Source organism: Maricaulis maris (assembly GCF_036322705.1).
In the GTDB taxonomy this organism is placed as follows: domain Bacteria; phylum Pseudomonadota; class Alphaproteobacteria; order Caulobacterales; family Maricaulaceae; genus Maricaulis; species Maricaulis maris_B.
This window is the reverse complement of the sequence record NZ_AP027270.1, coordinates 1,449,906-1,470,986: the sequence shown is the minus strand read 5'-3', so window position 1 is coordinate 1,470,986 and position 21,081 is coordinate 1,449,906. Positions and strand designations below refer to the sequence as shown.

Annotated in this window: 19 protein-coding genes and 1 tRNA gene; 9 read left to right on the top strand and 11 right to left on the bottom strand. The window is 64.0% G+C overall.

Annotated features, from left to right (window positions below; translation table 11 throughout):
* Nucleotides 1–58 precede the first annotated feature (58 nt).
* The 7 genes from AAA969_RS06880 (at nucleotide 59) to hflX (ending at nucleotide 9,050) form a co-directional block, all read left to right on the top strand.
* A complete protein-coding gene (locus tag AAA969_RS06880) occupies nucleotides 59–2,272 on the top strand; it encodes a PAS domain-containing sensor histidine kinase (protein WP_338244976.1) in 2,214 nt (737 codons plus the stop codon).
* A 3-nt stretch (nucleotides 2,273–2,275) separates the two neighbouring features.
* A complete protein-coding gene (locus AAA969_RS06875) occupies nucleotides 2,276–3,664 on the top strand; it encodes a sigma-54-dependent transcriptional regulator (RefSeq protein WP_338244974.1) in 1,389 nt (462 codons plus the stop codon).
* Between the two features lie 21 nt (nucleotides 3,665–3,685).
* Nucleotides 3,686–5,059 carry a Trk system potassium transporter TrkA gene (gene trkA / locus AAA969_RS06870; RefSeq protein WP_338244972.1) on the top strand — a complete coding sequence of 458 codons (1,374 nt, stop codon included), beginning with the start codon at nucleotides 3,686–3,688 and terminating at the stop codon, nucleotides 5,057–5,059.
* A gap of 3 nt (nucleotides 5,060–5,062) precedes the next feature.
* A complete protein-coding gene (locus AAA969_RS06865) occupies nucleotides 5,063–6,466 on the top strand; it encodes a TrkH family potassium uptake protein (protein ID WP_338244970.1) in 1,404 nt (467 codons plus the stop codon).
* Nucleotides 6,467–6,473: 7 nt separating this feature from the next.
* Nucleotides 6,474–7,322, top strand: coding sequence for a D-amino-acid transaminase (locus AAA969_RS06860; protein WP_425325040.1), 849 nt, complete (start codon nucleotides 6,474–6,476; stop codon nucleotides 7,320–7,322).
* A 106-nt stretch (nucleotides 7,323–7,428) separates the two neighbouring features.
* A complete protein-coding gene (gene hfq / locus AAA969_RS06855; protein WP_338244967.1) occupies nucleotides 7,429–7,701 on the top strand; it encodes an RNA chaperone Hfq in 273 nt (90 codons plus the stop codon).
* Nucleotides 7,698–9,050: a GTPase HflX gene (gene hflX / locus AAA969_RS06850; RefSeq protein ID WP_338244965.1), complete on the top strand. Its 1,353-nt coding sequence runs from the start codon at nucleotides 7,698–7,700 to the stop codon at nucleotides 9,048–9,050. Before hfq ends, hflX begins: the two co-directional genes overlap by 4 nt.
* On the opposite strand, the gene mazG is transcribed toward hflX, so the two are convergent.
* The 7 genes from mazG to AAA969_RS06815 form a co-directional block, all read right to left on the bottom strand.
* The gene (mazG, locus tag AAA969_RS06845) at nucleotides 9,051–9,872 is read right to left on the bottom strand and encodes a nucleoside triphosphate pyrophosphohydrolase (protein ID WP_338244963.1); all 822 of its coding nucleotides are present in this window, start codon (nucleotides 9,870–9,872) and stop codon (nucleotides 9,051–9,053) included. It abuts the gene before it with no gap.
* A gap of 330 nt (nucleotides 9,873–10,202) precedes the next feature.
* A complete protein-coding gene (locus AAA969_RS06840; protein WP_338244961.1) occupies nucleotides 10,203–11,054 on the bottom strand; it encodes an MBL fold metallo-hydrolase in 852 nt (283 codons plus the stop codon).
* Nucleotides 11,051–11,833: a TatD family hydrolase gene (locus AAA969_RS06835; RefSeq protein ID WP_338244959.1), complete on the bottom strand. Its 783-nt coding sequence runs from the start codon at nucleotides 11,831–11,833 to the stop codon at nucleotides 11,051–11,053. The genes AAA969_RS06840 and AAA969_RS06835 overlap by 4 nt, the downstream gene beginning before the upstream one ends.
* Before the next feature lie 2 nt (nucleotides 11,834–11,835).
* Nucleotides 11,836–12,885 (bottom strand): DNA polymerase III subunit delta', encoded by a 1,050-nt coding sequence (locus AAA969_RS06830; RefSeq protein WP_338244957.1) that lies wholly within the window; start codon nucleotides 12,883–12,885, stop codon nucleotides 11,836–11,838.
* A complete protein-coding gene (tmk, locus tag AAA969_RS06825; RefSeq protein WP_338244955.1) occupies nucleotides 12,882–13,517 on the bottom strand; it encodes a dTMP kinase in 636 nt (211 codons plus the stop codon). The genes AAA969_RS06830 and tmk overlap by 4 nt, the downstream gene beginning before the upstream one ends.
* 5 nt (nucleotides 13,518–13,522) lie before the next feature.
* Nucleotides 13,523–14,668 (bottom strand): D-alanyl-D-alanine carboxypeptidase family protein, encoded by a 1,146-nt coding sequence (locus AAA969_RS06820; RefSeq protein WP_338244950.1) that lies wholly within the window; start codon nucleotides 14,666–14,668, stop codon nucleotides 13,523–13,525.
* Between the two features lie 113 nt (nucleotides 14,669–14,781).
* Nucleotides 14,782–15,720 carry a septal ring lytic transglycosylase RlpA family protein gene (locus AAA969_RS06815; protein WP_338247225.1) on the bottom strand — a complete coding sequence of 313 codons (939 nt, stop codon included), beginning with the start codon at nucleotides 15,718–15,720 and terminating at the stop codon, nucleotides 14,782–14,784.
* Between the two features lie 131 nt (nucleotides 15,721–15,851).
* Here AAA969_RS06815 and AAA969_RS06810 point away from each other — a divergent pair.
* Nucleotides 15,852–15,939 (top strand) — tRNA-Ser (locus AAA969_RS06810).
* 299 nt (nucleotides 15,940–16,238) lie between these two features.
* Here AAA969_RS06810 and AAA969_RS06805 read toward each other — a convergent pair.
* Nucleotides 16,239–16,808, bottom strand: coding sequence for a superinfection immunity protein (locus AAA969_RS06805; protein WP_338244948.1), 570 nt, complete (start codon nucleotides 16,806–16,808; stop codon nucleotides 16,239–16,241).
* Nucleotides 16,809–17,213: 405 nt separating this feature from the next.
* Between AAA969_RS06805 and AAA969_RS06800 the strand changes: the two genes are divergently transcribed.
* Nucleotides 17,214–17,342 carry an entericidin A/B family lipoprotein gene (locus AAA969_RS06800; protein WP_338244946.1) on the top strand — a complete coding sequence of 43 codons (129 nt, stop codon included), beginning with the start codon at nucleotides 17,214–17,216 and terminating at the stop codon, nucleotides 17,340–17,342.
* Between the two features lie 93 nt (nucleotides 17,343–17,435).
* On the opposite strand, the gene AAA969_RS06795 is transcribed toward AAA969_RS06800, so the two are convergent.
* From AAA969_RS06795 to AAA969_RS06785, 3 genes are read right to left on the bottom strand one after another with little or no spacing between them, the layout of a single operon-like run.
* Nucleotides 17,436–18,911 carry a RimK family protein gene (locus AAA969_RS06795; protein WP_338244944.1) on the bottom strand — a complete coding sequence of 492 codons (1,476 nt, stop codon included), beginning with the start codon at nucleotides 18,909–18,911 and terminating at the stop codon, nucleotides 17,436–17,438.
* Nucleotides 18,908–19,396: a GNAT family N-acetyltransferase gene (locus AAA969_RS06790; protein WP_338244942.1), complete on the bottom strand. Its 489-nt coding sequence runs from the start codon at nucleotides 19,394–19,396 to the stop codon at nucleotides 18,908–18,910. The genes AAA969_RS06795 and AAA969_RS06790 overlap by 4 nt, the downstream gene beginning before the upstream one ends.
* Nucleotides 19,396–20,940 carry a bifunctional GNAT family N-acetyltransferase/carbon-nitrogen hydrolase family protein gene (locus AAA969_RS06785; RefSeq protein WP_338244940.1) on the bottom strand — a complete coding sequence of 515 codons (1,545 nt, stop codon included), beginning with the start codon at nucleotides 20,938–20,940 and terminating at the stop codon, nucleotides 19,396–19,398. Before AAA969_RS06785 ends, AAA969_RS06790 begins: the two co-directional genes overlap by 1 nt.
* Nucleotides 20,941–21,081: the final 141 nt, after the last annotated feature.

Here is a 21,081-nt window from a genome sequence, read left to right as displayed (position 1 = left end):
TGTTGATTGGGCGCAACAACGGAGTAATGATGCGCATCTGCAACACGTGAGCTCACACTTGCCGACCACTGCCACGAAGCCACTGATCCGCAATATCTCGCCGCGATCTGCCGCCTTGTTCGGCATTGGCTTTGTCACATCTGCCATCTTCCTCACCGTCGCTGCTACCGGACTGCTTGGTGACAACGGTTTGATGCGGCTGAGCGACCGGTCAGCGACCGCGCTCCTGATCGGCAATGCTGTTCTCATTTTCGGGTTGGGCTGCGTTGTGGTGGTCCGTTTTATCCGGCGGGTACGGGCGCGCCGCTTTGGCGAGCCGACCCCGCGACTGCATCTGCGCTTTGTGGCCCTGTTCTCGCTTGCGGCAGCGGCGCCGGCGGTTCTGGCGGCGCTGTTTCTGGGCGCCGTCCTCAATCGCGGGGTCGATTACTGGTTTGGTGAGCGCATTGCCACAGTTGTCGACGGCACTGCGACCGTGGCGCGCGAGATTTACGAGCGTGAGACCAGCGAGGCCGGCTACAAGCTGAGCGCCATGGCTGAAGCGCTCAATCAGCCCGACGCGGTCGAGGCCTTCAGTTCCAGCCGGATCCAGTATGTCTGGGGGCTGAGCTCGCTCGCCGCCGAACAGCGTTTCTCTGCGGCCTATATCGTCGATGGTCGCGGCAATTTGCTGGCGCGGACACGGTTTCAGGAAAACGAGCCTTATGTTGCGCCGTCCACGCGGCTCTACGAACTGGCCGGCGAGGGCGGTGTGGCCGTCTCGACGCCGGAGTTCACCCCGGTCGGCACCGATGTCGTCCGCCTGCTGCACCAGCTGGAAGGGTATGAGGACGCCTATCTCTACGTCTCGATCCCGATGAATGTGGACCTGTTCCGCCAGATGGAGGAAGCGCGGGTGGCGCTGCGCCGGGCTGACGAACAGGAAAGCACGATCCGGCAAACCTTCTTCCTGCTCTATTTCGAGGTTGCCGCGCTGATCCTGATCGGCTCGGTCTGGCTCGGCCTGAGTGCCGCGACCCGCGTTGTGACCCCGATTTCACGGCTGGTTGCAGCCGCCGAACGGGTGCGTCGCGGTGATCTGGAAGCGCGTGTCCAGATGGGCCGCGATGATGACGAAATCGCGGCCCTGGCGCGGGCCTTCAACCGGATGACCCGTCAGCTTCGCAGCCAGCGCCGCGAATTGATAGAGAGTCACGCCGAGAGCGAGCAGCGCCGCGCCTTTATCGAAGCCATTCTGGCCGGTGTCCGCGCCGGGGTGATTGGCCTCGACAAGGACAACAAGGTAACGCTGATCAACCGCTCGGCGATCGGCATGCTGTCGCCCGGCTCGGATGACCAGATCGGCACGCGCCTTGAGGACATCTCACCCGCCCTGACCGATCTTGTGCTGGATGCGCGGCGCCGACCGGGGGTGGTCGCAGAAGCGCAGATTGACCTGGAAACACCGGACGAGCAGATCCGCCATATCACCGCGCGTGCCTCGATGGACGAGGAGGCCGGGCTGGTCATCACCTTCGATGATGTCACCCGTCTCGTCACCGCCCAGCGGAATGCAGCCTGGCGCGAGGTCGCGCGCCGGATCGCCCACGAGATCAAGAATCCGCTGACCCCGATCCAGCTCTCGGCCGAGCGGATCAAGCGGAAGTATCGCGCCGAGATCCAGAGCGATCTGGAAACCTTCGACCGCTGTACCGAGACCATTATCCGGCAGGTCAGTGACATCGGCCGCATGGTCGATGAGTTCTCCTCCTTCGCGCGCATGCCCCAGCCCAAGGTCGAGGAGGTCGAGCTGGGCGAGCTGACCAAGTCCGCCGTCTTCGCGCGGCGGGTGGCCTCGCCCTCGATCGATGTCACCTTCGACAAGCCGTCCAGGCCGGTTCTGGGATTGTGCGACTCGCGCCTGTCCGGGCAGGCGCTCGCGAATATTCTCAAGAATGCGTCGGAGAGCGTCGACGCGCGGATGGAGAAGGATGGCGCACCCGGCACCATCGCGGTCGAGCTGACCGAGCAGGACGGTTTCGCCGTGATTGAAGTCACCGATAACGGGCTTGGCTGGCCAACGCCGAACCGTGAACGTCTGACAGAGCCCTACATGACCACGCGCGAGAAAGGGACCGGGCTGGGCCTGGCGATCGTCAAGCGCGTGATGGAAGACCACAAGGGACGGCTCGAACTTGACCTGCCAGCGAGCGGGCCGGGGGCGGTCGTGCGCTTGATCTTCCCGCTGGCGGAAACGCCGGAACAAGAACTTCAAAACGTACAGGAGGCCTGATCCATGGCTCGCGACATACTGATCGTGGATGATGAGGCGGATATCCGTGAACTGATCGGCGGCCTGCTCGAAGACGACGGCTATGAGACCCGGGAGGCTGCGGATGCAGACGGGGCCTTGGCCGAAATCCGCGCGCGCAAGCCGTCGCTGGTCATCCTCGACGTCTGGCTGCAGGGCAGCCGGTTGGACGGGATCGAGCTGCTCGACGAGTTCCGCTCGATTGATGCCAACATGCCGGTCATTGTGATCTCCGGACATGGCACGATCGAGACGGCGGTCGCGGCAATCCGCAAGGGGGCGTATGACTTCCTCGAGAAGCCGTTCAAGAGCGACAAGCTGTTGCTGACGGTGACGCGGGCGCTGGAAACCAGCCGCCTTCGTCAGGAAAACGCGCAATTGCGCGCGCGGGGTGATGGCCAGGCTTCGCTGATCGGCGAGTCCAGCGGTATCACCCAGGTGCGCCAGTTGATCGACCGCGTCGCACCGACCAATAGTCGGGTCCTGATCCGCGGCCCGTCGGGCGCCGGCAAGGAGCTGGTCGCCCGGCTGATCCATGAGAGCTCGCCCCGGGCGCAGTCGGACTTCGTTGCCGTCAGTGCGCCGGGCATGTCGCCGGAAGGCGTCGAGGAAGAGTTGTTCGGGCGCGAGAACGAGGATGGCAGCGTCAAGCATGTCGGCCTGCTCGAACGCGCGCATGGCGGCACGCTCTATCTCGACGAAATCGCTGATATGCCCAAGGACACGCAGACCAAGCTGCTGCGCCTGCTGGTCGAGCAACGGTTCCGGCGGATCGGCGGCGCCGCCGACGTTCAGGTCAATGTGCGCGTCATCTCCTCGACCGCTCAGGACCTTGCCGGTCGGATCCAGGGCGGGCTGTTCCGCGAGGACCTCTATCACCGCCTCGCGGTTGTCCCGGTCCAGGTCCCGCCGCTGGCCGACCGCCGCGAGGATATTCCCTCGCTGGTCGCGCACTTTGTCGATCGGCTGACAGCGTCGGCCGGGCTTCCGCGACGGCGCTTCGGCGATGACGTGATGGCAGCCCTGCAGGCGCATGGCTGGCCGGGCAATGTGCGTCAGTTGCGCAATAATATCGAGCGGCTCCTCATTTTGGCGACCGGCTCGCTGGATGAGCCGATCACCCTCGACTCGCTGCCCTCGGAAGTCGTGACGCGCGAGAACCAGGATGTCGGGTTTGACGCGGAGAAGATGATCGCCTTGTCTCTGCGCGAAGCGCGGGAGAATTTCGAGCGCGAGTATCTCAAGGCCCAGATCGACCGCTTTGGCGGCAATATTTCACGCACGGCAGCCTTCATCGGCATGGAGCGCTCGGCCTTGCATCGGAAACTCAAATCGCTCGGGGTTGGCAGCGTGCAACGCGAAGGCGCGGCCTAGCGCCGAACGGATGGATCTGACATGAAAGCGATTGTCTGCGGAGCAGGGCAGGTTGGCGTCGGGATTGCCCGCGCCCTTGCCCGCGAGGGAAATGCGGTGACCGTCGTCGACTGGTCGACCGAGCTGGTCGACAATGTCGTCACCGATCTGGACGTGCAGGGTGTTGTCGGCCACGGCTCGCACCCTGATGTGCTCGAACGGGCCGGCGCGCGGCAGGCTGACCTGATCGTTGCGGTGACGCACTCGGACGAGACCAACATGGTGGCCTGCCAGGTCGCCCACTCGCTCTTCCACACGCCGATGCGGATCGCGCGGGTTCGGGCCCAGAACTATCTCGACCCGGCCTGGGGCGACCTGTTCTCGACCGGCAACATGCCGGTTGATGTGGTGATTTCGCCCGAGCTCGAGGTCGGTCGGGCCATTCTCCAGCGGGTGGAAACACCGGGCGCATTCAACACCGCGGTCTTCTCCGGCGGACGGGTGCAGCTGCTCGGCCTGCGCCTGGACGAGAACTCGCCGGTGGCCGGCTCCACGACCGAGCAGGTAATGGAGCTCTTCCCGGACCTGCGTCTGGCCGTGGTCGGGGTGCAGCGCGAACAAACGCTTTTCATTCCCAAACTACATGACCCGCTGCTCGCCGGGGATGACGTCTATGTCGTCACCGAAAGCCGCCAGGTCCGTCGCATCCTCGATATCTTCGGACGCAGCTCGGAACAGATCCGCCGTGTGGTGGTGGTCGGGGCCGGCAATATCGGCGTCTATGTCGCCCGGGCGCTGGAACGCGCCGGCGGGGTCAAGGTCCGCCTGATCGAAGCCGACAAGTCGCGGGCCGAAGCGGCAGCCGAGAGCCTGAAGAAGACCGTTGTCCTGCACGGTGACGGGCTTGATGCCAAGCTGATGCGTGAAGCCGGCGTCAGCGAGGCCGAGCTCGTGGTCTGTGTGACCAATGACGACAAGGTCAACATGCTGTCTGCGGTCATGGCCAAGCGGGAAGGGGCCGAGCGCGCCCTGTCGCTGATCAATGACCGGGCCTTCGAAAACCTGCGCGACGCGCTCGGTATCGACGTCCTGATTGATCCGCGGGCGACCACGGTTTCGACCATCCTCCAGCATATCCGCCGCGGACGCATTACCGGGCTGCAAAGTCTGGGCGGCGGGCAGGCGGAAGCGCTGGAAGGCGTCGCGCTGTCGACCTCGCCGCTGGTCGGCAAGACGCTGGACGAGCTGGAATTGCCCGATGGTGTGGCGCTCGGCGCCGTGGTTCGCGGGGACAAGGTCATCCTGCCCTGTGATGACGGCCGGATCCGCGAGAATGATCGCGTTCTGCTGTTCTGCAACACCGCGCTGATCCCCAAGGTCGAGCACCTCTTCCGCGTCAGCCTCGAATATTTCTGATCGATGACGCCTGTCGCCTTCCTCCGGCCGCTGGGTGCGCTCTGGGTTCTCCTGGCCGGCGTAGCGCTGTTTGCGGCCTTCGTTGCGGTCGCCATCGGCGAGCCGCATCTGGCACCACTGTTTGCGACCACAGCACTGATTGCCTTCATCCCGGGTGTCTTCATCCTCGCCGCGACCCGCGGCATGCGCTCGAAGGCGAGTGCTCTGGACGCGCTGGGACTGGCCCTCCTGTCCTGGATCACGGCGCCCGCGATGGCCGCGCTACCGTTCTGGCTGACCGGGTATTTCGATCCCCTGGACGCCGTGTTCGAGGCTTATTCCGCGGTCACCACAACCGGTGCGACCCTGCTGCCGGCCGATGACCTGCCGCGCTCGCTGATCTTCTGGCGGGCGATCCTCGCCTGGCTCGGGGGCTATGCGACGCTTCTGCTTGCCATCGGCATCTTCGCAGCCCTCGACCGGGATGTGCCCGCGATCCGCAAGTCCGCTCTCCTGACCCTTCGGTCCGACGACGTGTTCTCGCACCTTCCGGTCGCGGCGCGCCGTGTCGGCATGATCTATGCCGTCATGACCTCGGTGATCTGGCTCGGCCTGCTGTTCGCTGGCAACGGCTTGTTTGCATCCACTGTGCTGGCCATGAGTGCGATTTCGACCAGCGGTTACACGGTCACCGACGGCGGTCTGCTGGCGACTATAGGCCCGGTCTCGACCGGCTGGATCGTGATCGGCTGTCTCGTCGGATCACTCAATATCGCCCTGTTCTGGGATGTCATCCGTGACCGCTCCGTGCTGCGGGATCCCGACATTCTCGGGATCGGCGCGCTGGTGATCGGGCTTGGCGGCTTCTTCATCCTGGCGCGCCCCGGCACCCCGTTCTCCGACCTCATGGACGCGGCCTTCATCGTGTCGACCAGCGGATTTTCCGCCGGTGGCGGGGTGATCCCCGCTCTGGCCGCCTCGATTTTTGTCGCCCTGATCGGCGGTTCGGCAGCGTCGACGACCGGCGGCATCAAGGTCTCGCGCATCCTGCTATTGTGGAAGCGGATGGGGGCCGAACTTGCTGTCCTGTCGGACCCCCGCAGCATGGTCCCGGTGACCTTCCGGGGGCGCCGGGTTCACGAGGGGGCCTTGGTCGGTATCTGGTCCTATGTGCTGGCCTTCGTGGCGGCGATCGGGCTCGGGACGATGGCGCTGACGGGCGCCGGCCTCGACTTCGAAACGGCCTTCATTGCCATGACATCGGCCCTCGCCAATATCGGTCCCATGCTCAACCAGTCGCAACCGCTGACGAGCTGGAACCAATTGCCGGACCAGACCAAACCCATCCTTATTTCAGCCATGATCCTCGGGCGTCTGGAGGTCCTTGCGGCCGTCGCCGCCATCTGGGCTCTCTTCTTCAGGAAATGACGGAAAGCTGATGCGCTTCGCTTATGTAAACGGCCGCTTTTGTGCGCACCCTGACGCCGCCATCCATGTCGAGGATCGCGGCTTTCAGTTTGCCGATGCGGTCTATGAGGTCTGGAGTGTCCGCGACGGACGTCTGATGGATGCCGACGGGCATTTCCAGCGCCTGTCACGCTCGCTGGCAGAGCTGCGGATTCCGGAACCCCGCTCGCGCCCCGCGCTCGAGCGCATCATTCGCGAATTGCTGCGGCGGAACCGGGTCAGCAACGGGCTGGTCTATCTCCAGATTTCCCGCGGCCAGGCCCGCCGCGATCATGCCTTCCCGAAACAGGCGATCACCCCGACCATCGTGCTGACCTGCAAACGGCTCGACTTCGCAGCGGCGGACAGGCGGGCCGAGACCGGTATTGGCGTCATTACGGTGCCGGACCAGCGCTGGGCACGCTGTGATATCAAAACCGTCAACCTGTTGCCGAATGTCCTCGCCAAGCAGGCGGCTTACGAGGCGGGCGCTGCCGAGGCCTGGCAGGTTGACGCGGACGGATATGTCACCGAGGGCAGCTCGACCAATGCCTGGATCGTCACCAAGGCCGGAAAACTGCTGACCCGTCAGGCCGATAACGGCATCCTGCACGGCATCACGCGGGCACGAATTCTTGATTGTGCCCAACGACTTGGCCTGGAAATTGAGGAGAGGGCCTTCACCCCTGCGGAGGCGCTCGATGCGCGTGAGGCTTTCCTCACCTCGGCAACCTCATTCGTGACCCCGGTGGTGTCGATCGATGGCAAGACGGTAGCCAATGGCGCCCCCGGCTCGCTGGCCCGGGCCCTGCGCGAGACCTACCTCGCCGAGGCCTGAGCGCGAAGCCGAGCTTCCCATGCAAAATGAAGTGGTTGCAGCTTAAGGCAGGGCCTGTATACCCTAGGCATGAATCGCTGATCAAAGCGACGCCTGCGGAGCCAACATGTCGCACGATAAAAAACAAAACCTCCAGGATGTCTTCCTGAACTCTGTGCGTAAAACGAAGACGCCTCTGACCATCTTCCTCGTCAACGGGGTAAAGCTGCAGGGCGTTGTGACCTGGTTCGACAATTTCTGTGTCCTGCTCCGTCGCGACGGGCTGTCCCAGCTCGTCTACAAGCACGCCATCTCGACCATCATGCCGGCAGCTCCGGTCTCCCTGTTCGAGGATGACAAGGCGGATGACGACGCAGTGGAAGAGAGCGCCACGGATTGATTGAGCGCGAGGCGCCGGTATCGCGCGCCCTTGTCATACATCCCGCCAGCCGCGCCGACATGGCGCGTGCGGACGCGCGTCTTGAAGAAGCGTCCGGTCTGGCTGAAGCCCTTGATCTTGAGGTCGCGGACGCCTTCATCCTGCAAACGCGAAAGATCGACAGCGGACGCTATTTCGGCCGCGGCAAGATGGCTGAAATCGGTGACCTGATCACCGAGCTTGAGGCCAATGTCGCGGTCATCGATACAGCCCTGTCTCCGATCCAGCAGCGCAATCTGGAAAAAGCCTGGAATGTGAAAGTGATCGACCGGACCGGTCTGATCCTTGAGATTTTCGGTCAGCGCGCCCGGACCAAGGAAGGCGTGCTGCAAGTCGAGCTGGCCCGCCTGGCCTATGAGCGCTCCAGGCTCGTGCGGACCTGGACCCACCTTGAACGCCAGCGTGGCGGTCGCGGCTTCCTGGCCGGCCCCGGCGAGACCCAGATCGAGACCGACCGGCGCCTCCTCAACGAGAAGATGGCGAAGCTGCGTCGCCAGCTCGACGAGGTCCGCCGTACCCGGACCCTGCACCGTGCCCAGCGCCAGGATGTACCGTTCCCGACGGTCGCCTTCGTCGGCTATACCAACGCCGGAAAGTCCACCTTGTTCAATGCGTTGACCGGGGCAGGCGTGTTCGCACAGGACATGCCTTTCGCGACCCTGGACCCGACGGTGAGGGCGGTCGACCTGCCTGGTGGCACCCGCATCCTGCTGTCCGACACGGTGGGGTTCATCACCGACCTGCCGACCGAGCTGATTGCGGCCTTCCGCGCCACCCTCGAGGAAGTGCGTGAAGCCGACCTGCTCGTCCATGTGATCGACGCCTCGGATCCGGACCGGGTCGGGCGGATCCAGGATGTCGAGAGCGTGCTCGATGCGATTGAAGCCGGGCCCAGCCATGACCAGGCCATGATTGAAGCCTGGAACAAGGCCGACCGGCTCGACGAGGAAGACAGTGAAGACCTCGCGATCACCGTCCAGATGGCCAATCTGAAGGCCGGCCGGCCGATAAAGCTGGCCCTCTCAGCGATTACCGGAATGGGTGTCGAGACCTTCATTGAGGCGATTGAACGGGCGCTTTCGACCGAGGATGAGCGGGTTGAAATCCACATTCCGCCGCAGGATGCCCGGGCGCTGGCCTGGTTGCATGCTCATGGCGATGTGCTGGCCAGCAAGGTCAATCCCGAGACCGGGGCGACCACGCTTCAGGTCCGCCTGCACCCGGTCGAGGCCGGGCGCTTCCGCTCGCAATTCCCGGAACTGGCCATCCCGCAGGGGATTGGCGAGGTCGAGGACGAAGACGACTTCTGATCAGCCCGAGACCGGCGTCGATTTTTCGATCCGTTTGGCGTCGTTCCACAGGGCTTCCATCTCGTCCAGTGGCGTGTCCTGGGGCCTTTTTCCCCGAGCTGACAGCGTGTCCTCGATATGCCGGAAGCGGCGTTCGAACTTGGCATTCGCACCGCGGGTCGCGGCCTCGACATCAATCTTCATCTTGCGACCGAGATTGGTGCACACGAAGATCAGATCGCCGATCTCCTCGGCGACAGCCTCCTGATCGCCGGCCGCCATGGCCTCGCGAACCTCAGCCAATTCCTCATCCACCTTGGCCAGAACATGGTTCGCGGTTGGCCAGTCGAAGCCGACGGTGGCGGCGCGCTTTTGCAGCTTCTGGGCGCGCTTGAGCGCGGGAAGGGCGATCGGCACATCGTCCAGAAGGCTGGTGCCCTTGTCTGACGCCTTGCGCTCGCGGGCCTTGATCGCTTCCCATTCCGCCGTTTGCGTCTCTGAATCACGGGTCGCGAGATCACCGAAAACGTGCGGGTGTCGGCGGATCATCTTGTCGTTGATCGCCGCTGCGACGTCATCGAAACGGAACAATCCGTCTTCCTCGGCCATGCGGCTGTGAAACACGACCTGGAGCAAGAGATCGCCCAGCTCGTCCTTGAGCTCGTCATAACGCTTCCGCTCAATCGCATCGGCAACTTCATAGGCTTCCTCGATCGTGTAGGGCGCGATGCTGGCGAAATCCTGTTCCAGGTCCCACGGGCATCCTCCGTCGGGATCACGCAGCTTCGCCATGATGGCAATCAGGCGGTCGATCGGGGGCAGGGTTTCGGGCGGCGTGGACATCTCGGCTCCGGAATGTGGCCAGCGGGGAATCGCGCCGAGCCTAATCCGATTTGCGCGGATTGCGTCGGGCGATTGATACTTAAAGCAGGAAGGCATTTCCGACCTCTCATACCACGCGAACGAAAGCCCGAGTAAAGTGAGCGATTAAGCATCGCTCTTATATATATGAATTTACATGGAGAAAATGAGATGGGGGCGGAAGAGGAGCGCATGGGGCACGCGAACAGACACGCATCAATAACGCGCATAATAAATATTATGAGAAATGCAAGAGCGGATTATCGAGCCGGCCCAAACTGAGCCCGGTGGCCACAAAAACGTCGGCGACCCTCAATCGAGGATGGAAATCCTGTCGCCGCTCTGCTCAATCCGGATCCCGTCATGGGCTGGTCGGACACCCTCCGGCAGTCGCGCGGCGAGCGTCTCGTAATCGAGCGTGTTGTGGAGATTGGTCAGGACACCGAGCGGCTGCCCAACCCGTGCGATCGCTTCGAGCGCGTCGTCGAGGTGGAAATGCGTCGGGTGTGGTTCGTCGCGCAAGGCATCGACGACCCAGCATTTCACGCCCGACAGGATCGCGGCGCTGTCATCGGGCAAACCGTTGATGTCGGCGGAATACGCCAAATCACCGACCCGGAAACCAAGCGAGCGTATCGGACCGTGTTCCTGGTCAAACGGGATGATCGCGACACAGCCACCCGGGCCGTCAACATCAACAACCTCGCCAAAGCCCGGCATCGGACGTTGGTCGAGGATCGGTGGATAGCCTGAATTAGGCGGCGCCTGAAAAGTGTAGCCGAAGCGTCGGGTCAGAGAGCCGGCGGTCACCTTATCCATCCAGACCGGGATACGCTGGCGCTGGAGATAGGCAAAGGCACGCAGATCGTCGATGCCATGGGTCTGGTCGGCATGGTCGTGGGTCATCACCACACCGTCGATCCGGCGAACCTTGGCGGACAGCATCTGCTCGCGAAAATCCGGAGAGGTATCGATGACCACTCGGGTCACGTACTCGCCATCGCTCAGGTCAGCTTCTGTTCGCGCGTGCTCGATCAGGGCCGAGCAGCGCCGACGGCGATTGCGCGGATTGTCCGGATCGCAAACGCCCCAGTCGCCATTTGATCGCGGCACACCGCCCGAGGAGCCGGTTCCCAGTAGCGTCAGCCGGGTGATCCCGGTCATGGCTGCGGCACCCGGTCAAAAAGGCGGAAGAAGTTGGCGGTGGTTTTTTCCGCGACCTCGTCCTCGCTCCACCCTTTGACGGCGGCCAGGCCGCGCGCAACATCCGGCAGGAAAGCCGGTTCGCAGCGACGGCCGCGATGCGGGATTGGCGCGAGATACGGGCAATCGGTCTCGATGATGACCCGGTCGTCGGCGACGTCATCACGAAAGACGGCGCGGACCTCCTCGGCCTTCTTGAAGGTGATGATCCCGGACGCGGCGAAATAGGCGCCGAGCCGCGAGGCGCGCTGTGCCATGCCGGAACCGCCTGTGTAGCAATGCAAAAGCGGACGAAACGCCCCCTTCCCCATTTCCACTTCAAGCAGATCCGCCATGGCGTCGTCGGCGTCGCGCGTATGCAGGATCAAGGGCAGATCGGTGCGCCTGGCGGCCTCGACATGGGCGGTCAGCGAGCGGAACTGGTCCTCTCGCGGCGAATAGCCGTAGTGGAAGTCCAGACCGGTCTCGCCAATCCCGACCACTTTGGGATGCTGAGCGATTTCAATGAGTTCGTCAGCCGTGATGTCTGGACGATCCTTGGCGTGATGGGGATGCGCGCCAATCGTGCACCAGATATCGTCATGGCGTTCGGCGATCGCGGAAACCGCTTCAAAATCGGTGAGTTGGCAGCAGATCGTGATCATCCGGCCAACCCCGGCCGCGCGGGCACGCTCGATGACATCATCGAGATCCTCGGCGAATTGCTCACCGTGCAGGTTGACGTGACTGTCGATCAACATGTTCAGGCGCCGGCCTTTTCCTTGCGCGCCACATCGCGGACCTGGCCGAGCGCGCTCAATATCGTCTGTCTGGGATCGAGATAGAGGGCGTTGGCGTCCCGGACAAGCGTGTTGAGGTCACGCCAGCTGTCCAGCCAGCCGGTGGCGTCGCGTCCGGCTTCGGCGCGATCGCGGGCCTGGCCGCGAATGGCATTGGCCAGAACTTCATAGAAAAGGTCGCGCATCTCCTCCTGGCCCTTCAGGCTGAGACGTTCAGCAAGACGGCGAATATCGGCGTCGCTGGCCGCCGCGCCGCGATCAACCAGCAGATTGACCTCCGCCGCGAGATCAACACCACCGCCGGCAATCAGGGTCAGCGCCCGCCCCGGCGCGCCGCCGGCCAGTTTCGAAGCGGCCAGCGCTGAACCGGAATCGCGGGCTGACCCCGTCTCTTCCAGCCAGCCGGCTGTCGCCTCGACCGAGGACGCCCGCAAGGTCAAGCGCCGGCAGCGCGACCGGATGGTGGCCGGCAAGCGCCCCGGCGTATGGGTCACCAGAAACAGCACGCCGCGCTTGGGGGGTTCCTCAAGGGTCTTGAGCAAGGCATTGGCGGCGTTGTTGTTCATGTCATCGGCACTGTCGACGATACAGACCCGCCAGCCGCCGCCCCCGGAACTCATCTCGAAGAAATGCGGCGCCCGACGCGCTTCCTCGACGGTGATCTCGGCGCGCCAGCGCTTGCGTTTGTCATCCCACGGGCGGCGTAGCAGCAACAGGTCCGGTGTCGCCTGGGATTCAATGAGTTTGCAGACCGGATCCTGGGCCGAAGCGCCAAGCGGACCGGCTTCCGGCATCGGTCGCGCACCGAGCACACGCCGCGCCGCCCGCCAGGCCAGGCTAGCCTTGCCGACGCCGCGCGGGCCGGTGATCATCCAGGCGTGGTGCAGGCGGCCACTGTCCCAGGCGTCGGCAAAGGCCTGCTCGGCAGCGTCATGGCCAAACAGGTCATAGCGTTCTCGCGGTGCTAGGCAGCCGGGCTGGACGTCCGAGCCGATATCCGGATCGGTACTCATGCCGCTGTCGACAGACGCGCATCAATGAGCGCCATGGCGTTTTCCAGGACAGCCTCGGCGGGCTGCATGCCATCCAGAACGGCGCAGCGTTCCGGCTCTTCTGCTGCGATGTCGAGGAAGGCCTGACGCAGACGGGCATGATAGCCGGAATCGAATTTCTCGAACCGGGTCGCCTTTTCACCGCGGGCCAGGGTGCGCGCAAGCCCCTCCTCCGGATCGATATCGACGATCAGGGTCAGATCGGCACCGAACTCACCGAGGGCGAAATGGCGAAGCTCCTCGATCTCCTCGGCCTTCAGCCCGCCGCCAACGCCCTGATAGGCGCGCGTTGAATCGGCGAAGCGGTCACAGATCACCCACGCGCCGCAGTCGAGTGCCGGCTTGATCCGGCGTTCGACATGATCGACGCGGGCGGCGTACATCAACAGGGCTTCGGTGCGGGAGGACCAGCGCTGGACGTCACCATTCAAAAGGATGTCGCGCAGCAACTCGGCGCCGGGTGTGCCGCCCGGTTCGCGAGTCACGACGACGTCGATCCCGCGCGCGGCCAAAGCTTTTGTCAGGCCGCGGATGAGCGTCGTCTTGCCAGCGCCCTCACCGCCTTCCAGCGTAATCAGCTTCCCCCGCGCCATGGCGATCAGCCCCGCAGCATATGGGCGATCGCTGCCCCGATGCGGCCCATCAGGCCCTTTTCCGCCACGCTTTCAGCGGCGACCAGATCATAGGTCCGCGGGCCGTAATCCGGCGCCTCGACGACCAGCGTGCCGACCACATCACCCTCGACAATCGGAGCGACCAGCGGGCCGTCATAATTCACCGTGACGCTGAGATCGCGGCGGGCGCGGCGGTGCAGTCCGGCGGTGATATCGGTGTCGACGCGCAGGGCCACACTGTCCGCCTCACCCATGAAGACCTCCGCTCGCGCATCGACTGCGTCGCCGGCCTCAAACAGGCGATACAGGCCGTAATCACTCAGCGCGGCCCGCATCATGCGCTCGGCTTCGGTGGCGCGGTCGGCGTTGGAGTCCATGCCGTTGAAGACGATGATCCGGCGCTCGCCATCGCGCTCGGCCGACCCGACCAGGCCATAGCCACTCTCCTGGGTGTGTCCGGTCTTGAGACCGTCGGCCCCGGAAAACACGCCAAGAAGCGGATTGCGGTTGAACTGGCGAATGCCGTTATAGGTAAACTCGCGCTCCGACCAGATGCCGTAATAATCGGGGTGGTCCTCGATCAGGATGCGGGCGAGACGGGCCAGGTCGAGCGCGCTGATGCGGTGATCGGGATCGGGCCAGCCGGTCGCATTGGCAAAGCTGGCGCTGGCCAGGCCGAGCTCGTGGGCGCGGTCGGTCATCATGTCGGCAAAGGCTTCCTCGCTGCCGCCGATCGCTTCGGCGACGACGATGCAGGCATCATTGCCAGACTGGATGATGATCCCGCGCAGCAGGTCCTCGACCCGGGCGCGCGAATTGACCTCGAGGAACATGGTCGAGGAGCCCGAGGCCGCGCCACCGGTGCGCCAGGCGTGTTCGGAGACCGGCAATTCGTCATCCAGCGACAGTGAACCGGCCTCGAGCGCCTCGATCAGCATCAGCACGGTCATCATCTTGCTCATCGAGGCCGGCGGCATCGCCTCCTCGCCGTTGAGCGAGAAGAAGACCTCACCGGTCTCCGCGTCGAGGATGACGGCGTGACTGGCATTGGTCTGATACGTGGTCTGCGCCGCCAAGGGCGCCGTGATCGCGAGTGAAAGGGTGAAGGCTAATGCTGAAAAAACGCGCACGTCGATACGCTCCCTGGCCGGAATCGGTACTGCTTCGAGGCGAGAGGAGCATTGAAGCGCGGCAAGACGATGGCGTCCAGCGCCGCGGTCACGATTACGGCAGTCAGGCGCGTCTAGTTGGTGGCCACGATCCGGGCGTCGTAAACGCCCCAGTCAACCAGCGAGCCCATCGCCGCCTGCGCCGCCGTGCGGTCGGCCCAGCGCCCGAAAAACACCCGCCAGACCTGCCCTCGCTGGGAGGCCCCGGCCTCGACCCAGACCTCGCCCGCCCGGTCCAGTCGCTGCGCAAAGGCCCGCGCATTGTCGGGATCGGAAAAGGCCCCGATCTGGAGCGAGAACTGGCCGGACGCGGCGCTCGCCGGCTGCCAGGCCGGGGTCGGTTCGATGGTTGCGGGCTGCATCCTTGGCGGCTCGGCCTGCGCCAGAACCTGCGTTGGTACCTGCGTCGGGGCGGCATTGGCCTGATAGACCCGGTTCGGCGGTGAGCCGTTTTCATGGGCCGGGCCCAGATAGCGCACGCGCACGCGGGCCAGGCCCGTGCCGATGAAATCCAGCTCCGTCGCCGCCGCCCGGCTCATATCAATCAGTCGGTCATCGACGAACGGGCCGCGATCATTGACGCGGACGATGACCGAGCGGCCATTTTCCAGATTGGTGACCTCGACGATCGAGGGAATGGGCAGGGTCGTGTGCGCGGCGGTCATCGCGTTCTGGTCGAAGACCTCGCCATTGGCCGTCGGGCGGCCATGGAAATTGGGTCCGTACCAGGACGCGATCCCGGTCTCGTCATAGCGGTCATTGCGTTGCGGGCGATAGGTCCGTCCGGCCACGGTATAGGCGCGCCCGACCTTTTGATGATCACTGGACGCGGCAATCAGCCCGGTCGCGTCAACCGCGCCGCGGGCCCGTGTCGAGGACGTCGATGCCGGTGCCCAGCTGCCGCTGGAGCCCACGCTCGCCGAGCCGCTGCCGGAGAAGGAGCGCATCCGCTCCGGTGTCGACGAACACGCCGCGACCAGGCACACGGACAGGCCGATCAGGATAAGCCGCATTGTCTGCACGACGGGTCCACTCCGCTCGCAATCCATCTACCAGGCGCACCTTAGCGCAGAATAGTGAAAGGAGGGTAAGCTGCATCTGGCCAGTTGCGCACCGCCCGGCATCGCGGCTAATTGGACGCGACGGAGGGGTGGCAGAGTGGTCGATTGCGGCGGTCTTGAAAACCGTTGAGCCGCGAGGTTCCGGGGGTTCGAATCCCTCCCCCTCCGCCACTGCCCTGCCCCGGATCCCGTTTTCTGGACCGGATCCAACGACCTTCCAAACTCCCGCCAGGTTTCCGTCGCTTGCAGAGGGTCCGCTTCCTCTGATGCCCGAGCAAGGCGTTCTAACGCGCTAAATTAACGGGGACAGGCACCAATTTCCGTTGGTACGGACGCACCGAACCTGCCCGATAATGGTGCCTGTTCCCATTTTTCCGGATCTGGAAATGGGTACGGGTGCCCGTTTTTCTCTTACGCCAGTGTGGTCTTTTTCTTCGCTTGCCCCGCCACGCCTAAGCCCATGTCGCGCCCTAATCCGGCGGCGTCAGACCGACCACGACCCCCAGCTTGCCATTGGACTTGCGGTCGATCATCGCCACGCGCGCCGGATAGACCCGGCCACGGCGAATGGCAGCGCGCACATCTTCATAGTCATCCGGCAAATATCCGATCACGCCGGTTGCCGACATCACTGCCACGGCACGCGGATCAAAGACATTCTCCGGATCGGCCGCCAGGCTCAGGGTGTAGCCTGCCTGCAGACCGGCGATCAGCGATTGCCGCTCCACACCGTTCGGATTGGCGAAATCCTCCCCCGTCAGCGCAATACGCAGTTCCTGAGCAACAGGGCGCCGCTCCGGGATCGACATGCCAACGCCCATCCTCCCATGCGGGCGCCGCCCGGATAGGTGTTCACCATCAGAGCGGCGCGTCGCCGTAGCCGACCATACCAGCGCGATGACCCAGCCAAGAAAGGTCCAGCCCAGCAGCAGATTGGTCAGGAAAATCGCCCCGGCATTATGGTGCTGCCTTAGCCCCGCAATCACCGCCGGTAGGAAATAGGCCAGCACGACAACAATCAGGAGCCCTGCGCCATCCATATGCCTCTCCGTTCACAATCAAGAGGGCCAACGTCCACGCTGTGATCGCTTGATCAAGCGAGCCCCGGAAGAAACCGGGGAAGAAACCGGGAGAGACACAATAAATCAACCTCATTCCCCGCGCCCAAGCACAAACTTCACCATTGGACGCTTGCCAGCGCGCCCACGTGTTCCGGCTCCGCACGCTGTTGCGCCGAAGGGGTGGGAGGGAGCTTAGGGGAAAATCGGGACAGGCACATTTGTCAGCGTGTCCCGGCCGCGCAGGAATGTGTGCCGGTCGCAGTTATTGCCCGGCTATCGCCCGGCCATTACCCGGGGTTGCACGATGCCGGATTTCCCCGATTTCATTGCTGCAAAAGGCGATTTCGTGCATGATGGCAGCGATGCACCGGAAAGGGCTCAATCATGAAGACGTTCATTGCATGTCTGACAGTCACCCTCCTCGCGCTCGGTCTTGCAGGTTGCAACACCATTCGCGGCGCGGGTCAGGATATCGAGGACGCCGGCGAAGTGATCCAGGATGCGGGTTCCTGACCCTGCGCCTGACACCAAACGTCTGAATAAAAGGGGCCCGGCAACTGATTGCCGGGCCCTTTTTCTTGCGGGGGGGCGGGATCAGCCGAGACGTCAGCTACGCGAAGCCGGATGCGACATGCGCGCCTCGAGACGCCTGGCAAACCAGCCGATGATCGCTTCCCAGAGCCTGTCCTTGAGGACCAGCCCCTCGACATCGCTTTCCAGATTGGGATTGTCGTTGATCTCGATGACATAGACCCCGTCGGGTGTTTCCTTGAGATCGATCCCGTACAGGCCGCGGCCGATGAGACGGGCGGCAGCCAGGGCTGTATCGATCACGGCGGGTGGCGCGTCTGCGACATCGAAGGTGGCCGACCCGCCCTCCAGCGACTTGCCGTCATCGCGATGCTTGATGATCTGCCAATGCCCGCGCGCCATCTTGTACTGGCAGGCAAACAACGCCTCGCCATCGAGCACGCCGACGCGCCAGTCGAAACTGGTCGGCAGGTATTCCTGCGCGATGATCAGCGCCGTATCCTCGAACAATTGTTTGGCACGGCTGCGCAATTCGGCTTCGGTCGAGACCTTGTGGACCGAGCGCGAGAAGGAGCCGTCCGGGGCCTTGAGGACGACCGGCGTGCCGAGGCGGTCGAGCAGGCCGTCGAGCGACTGGTTCTCGTCGATGATCTCGGTGCGCGGCGCCGGGACACCGCCCAGTTCGAGCAATTCCTTGAGGAAGACCTTGTTGGTGCAGCGGATCATCGAGGCAGTGTCGTCAATGACCGGCATCCCCTCCTGCTCGGCACGGCGGGCAAAGCGATAGGTTACATTGTCGATCGCGGTGGTCATGCGGATGAAAAGCGCATCGTATTCGGCCAGGCTGGCCAGATCATTCGGGCCGATCGGCGCGACCTCGACGCCCATCCGTGCGGCCACGCTGGCGAGGCGTTTCAGCGAGGACGGCTTGGAGGGCGGCATTGCCTCGGCCGGATCGGTCAGCACGGCCAGGGACCAGCGCGCCGGAGCCCGCTCCTTGCGGTCCGACCAGCCGCGCTGGGTATGGCGGGCCATGGCGTCGAGGAAGAAAGCGCGGGCCTCGCCCTTCAGCGCATTGGGGGCCAGCGGCCGGATCCGCTCGATGGCCTGGCCGGACTTGCTGAGCGTCACGTCCAGCACCGGAACGCGGAACCAGTCGAACAGCAGCTTGCCGAAGCGGGCCAGGCCGGGCTGGTCGACGCGACCGAAAGCGACCGTGAGGGTGGACGGCAGGACCGCGCCGTCCTGGCGATCCCGCGCCAGGGCCGCATTCAGCTCGGGCAACGCCTGGGCATAGAGCGTCTTGCGCGACAGCTCGACCATGGTCTGGGCCGTCGGCGCGATGCGGTGGCCACGCGCCTCGGCGAACAGCGACGCGTAATAGCCCTGGGTCTGGTAGCCATAGGAGCGGGCCAGGTTGAGGATGTTGGGGCGGCGCTGGGTGAACAGTCCTGGATTGGCGAGGTAATCGCGGATGCGCAGGACTTTGTGCGGTGTCTCGTGCTGGGCGAGATCATTGGGGTATTCAACAAGGATGAGCCAGTCGCTCACAATCGGCCATGCTCCGTCGGGTCGGATCGGGAGACGGCACCAATTGGTGCCTCCAGAACCAAGGCTGTTTCGCCGTCCTCGTAATAGGCATTTCGCCTGTCATGCAAGCGAAATCCACGGCGTTCATAGAGTTTGATCGCGGCCCCGTTCGAGGCCCGCACTTCGAGCCGCATCACGCGACAGGCGCGCGCCGCTGCGAGTTGCGCCGCCGCGGCCAGAAGGGCCTCGCCCAGACCCTGCCGCCGCGATCCCGGATCAACGGCCAGCGAATAGATACGGGCCACCTGGCTTCCCCTGCGCAGGCTGAGGGCGAGGTAACCGCCCTCGCCCGCTGGCGCATCGGCCAGCAGGAAGAGCGTTCGTCCGCCGATCAGCATCCGGCGCAGATTGCGGCGCGCGAAACGATCGGCGCTGAAGCTGGCCGCCTCGATCGCATCGATGCGGTCGATATCCTGCGGTCCGGCCTGGCGAACCGTGACGGACATCAGGCTTTCCAGTCGACCTTGTAGAGATCGAAGCGGCGGTCACGCAGATTGCGGACCGTGCCCTCCTGGCGGGCCCAGTCGAGATCGGTGAGATCAAGGTCGGCAATGGCGACGGTCTCGACATTCTCGGTACACTCGGCGGCAATACCGTCGCGGGCGAAGCGGAAGTCGCACGGGGTCAGGATGCAGGACTGGGCATACTGGATGTCCATGTTTTCCACACCCGGCAGATTTCCCACATTGCCGGACATCACCACATAGCACTGGTTCTCGATCGCCCGCGCCTGGGCGCAATAGCGCACGCGCAGATAGCCCTGCCGGTTATCGGTGCAGAAGGGCACAAAGAGGAGTTTTGCCCCGGCATCAACCAGCTTGCGAGCCAGTTCCGGGAATTCGCTGTCATAGCAGATCAGCACACCGATCGGCCCGCAATCGGTCGGGATGGTGATGATCTCGTCGCCGCCGAGAATGTTCCACCAATGACGCTCGGACGGGGTCGGGTGGATCTTTTCCTGGGCGTGCACCGAGCCGTCGCGCAGGAAGACATAGGCGACATTCTGGATGTCGTCGTCCTCGGTCCGCGTCGGGTGGGAGCCGCCGATGATGTTGATGTTGTAGCTGATCGCCAGCTCGCGCATCTTCTCGACGAAATGCGGCGTGTATTCGGTCAGTCGCTCGATCGACTGGGCCGGCGTCAGGCGGGTTTCCTCGAGCGCCAGCAGCTGCAGGGTGAACAGCTCCGGGAAGACCACAAAGTCGCAGCGATAGTCCGAGGTCACATCGACGAAATACTCGATATTGCTCATGAACTCGTCGAAGCTCTCGACCCGGCGCTGCTGGAACTGGACCGTCGCGACCCGGACGATGTCCTTCTGGCCCGGCGGGGCATTGGCGCTGAGCTTTTGTTCCACGGCGTAGGGATTGCGCCAGACCATGTGACTGGCCCAGCCGCGGGAGGCCTTGTCGCTGGGCAGATAGCCCTTGAGGACGCCGATCGGCTCGAAGCCCATGCGAGCCTGGAAGCGGATCACCGGATCGGCGATCTCCTGCGCCATGACCGCATCAAGATAGGCCTTGGCGGTGGGGAATTGCTTGCGCTTGCGCTGCCAGTTCGGCATCCGGCCGCCAAAGACGATGCCCTCGAGCTCATAGCGCTCGGCGAGTTCCTTGCGGGCATCGTAGAGACGCTGGCCGATGCGCAGGCGACGACGGTCGGGATCGACACAGACTTCCATGCCATAGAGCCACTCGCCCTTGGGATTATGCCGCGAGGCATACCCCCCGCCGGTGATGGCGTCCCAGGTATGCGGCTTCAGGGCAGTGTCCCCGTCGATGATGAAGCTGGCCGCATAGCCGACAATGTCGCCGTCATACTCGACCACGACCTGGCCGTCGGAGAAATTGCTGATCTGGCCTTGCAGCATGCCGGCGGAATAAGCGCCCATCTCGGGATAGACCTTGCCGACAAGCGCGATGATGCGCGGGATGTCGTCGAGGGTGGCATTGCGAACATTGAGCGTGGAACGACCGGGTTGGCTGGGCAAGGAAGACCTCTGTCAGGCGGCTGGCGGGCGTCCAGGGTGACGCGCCGGTATGGTTCGTTGTTGCCGCATGGATTCAACGGTGACGTCAATGTCTAATGTGGTGCGACCCGTCTGGCACGAGGGTTTCAGGCCCGGCAAAAT

Excerpts from the sequence above, each read along its gene's own strand:
- AAA969_RS06875 (WP_338244974.1), top strand. The coding sequence starts at position 2,276 with ATGGCTCGCGACATACTGATCGTGGATGATGAGGCGGATATCCGTGAA.
- trkA (WP_338244972.1), top strand. The coding sequence starts at position 3,686 with ATGAAAGCGATTGTCTGCGGAGCAGGGCAGGTTGGCGTCGGGATTGCC.
- AAA969_RS06865 (WP_338244970.1), top strand. The coding sequence starts at position 5,063 with ATGACGCCTGTCGCCTTCCTCCGGCCGCTGGGTGCGCTCTGGGTTCTC.
- hfq (WP_338244967.1), top strand. The coding sequence starts at position 7,429 with ATGTCGCACGATAAAAAACAAAACCTCCAGGATGTCTTCCTGAACTCT.
- mazG (WP_338244963.1), bottom strand. The coding sequence starts at position 9,872 with ATGTCCACGCCGCCCGAAACCCTGCCCCCGATCGACCGCCTGATTGCC.
- AAA969_RS06840 (WP_338244961.1), bottom strand. The coding sequence starts at position 11,054 with ATGACCGGGATCACCCGGCTGACGCTACTGGGAACCGGCTCCTCGGGC.
- AAA969_RS06835 (WP_338244959.1), bottom strand. The coding sequence starts at position 11,833 with ATGTTGATCGACAGTCACGTCAACCTGCACGGTGAGCAATTCGCCGAG.
- AAA969_RS06830 (WP_338244957.1), bottom strand. The coding sequence starts at position 12,885 with ATGAGTACCGATCCGGATATCGGCTCGGACGTCCAGCCCGGCTGCCTA.
- tmk (WP_338244955.1), bottom strand. The coding sequence starts at position 13,517 with ATGGCGCGGGGGAAGCTGATTACGCTGGAAGGCGGTGAGGGCGCTGGC.
- AAA969_RS06815 (WP_338247225.1), bottom strand. The coding sequence starts at position 15,720 with ATGCGGCTTATCCTGATCGGCCTGTCCGTGTGCCTGGTCGCGGCGTGT.
- AAA969_RS06805 (WP_338244948.1), bottom strand. The coding sequence starts at position 16,808 with ATGGATGGCGCAGGGCTCCTGATTGTTGTCGTGCTGGCCTATTTCCTA.
- AAA969_RS06800 (WP_338244946.1), top strand. The coding sequence starts at position 17,214 with ATGAAGACGTTCATTGCATGTCTGACAGTCACCCTCCTCGCGCTCGGT.
- AAA969_RS06790 (WP_338244942.1), bottom strand. The coding sequence starts at position 19,396 with ATGTCCGTCACGGTTCGCCAGGCCGGACCGCAGGATATCGACCGCATC.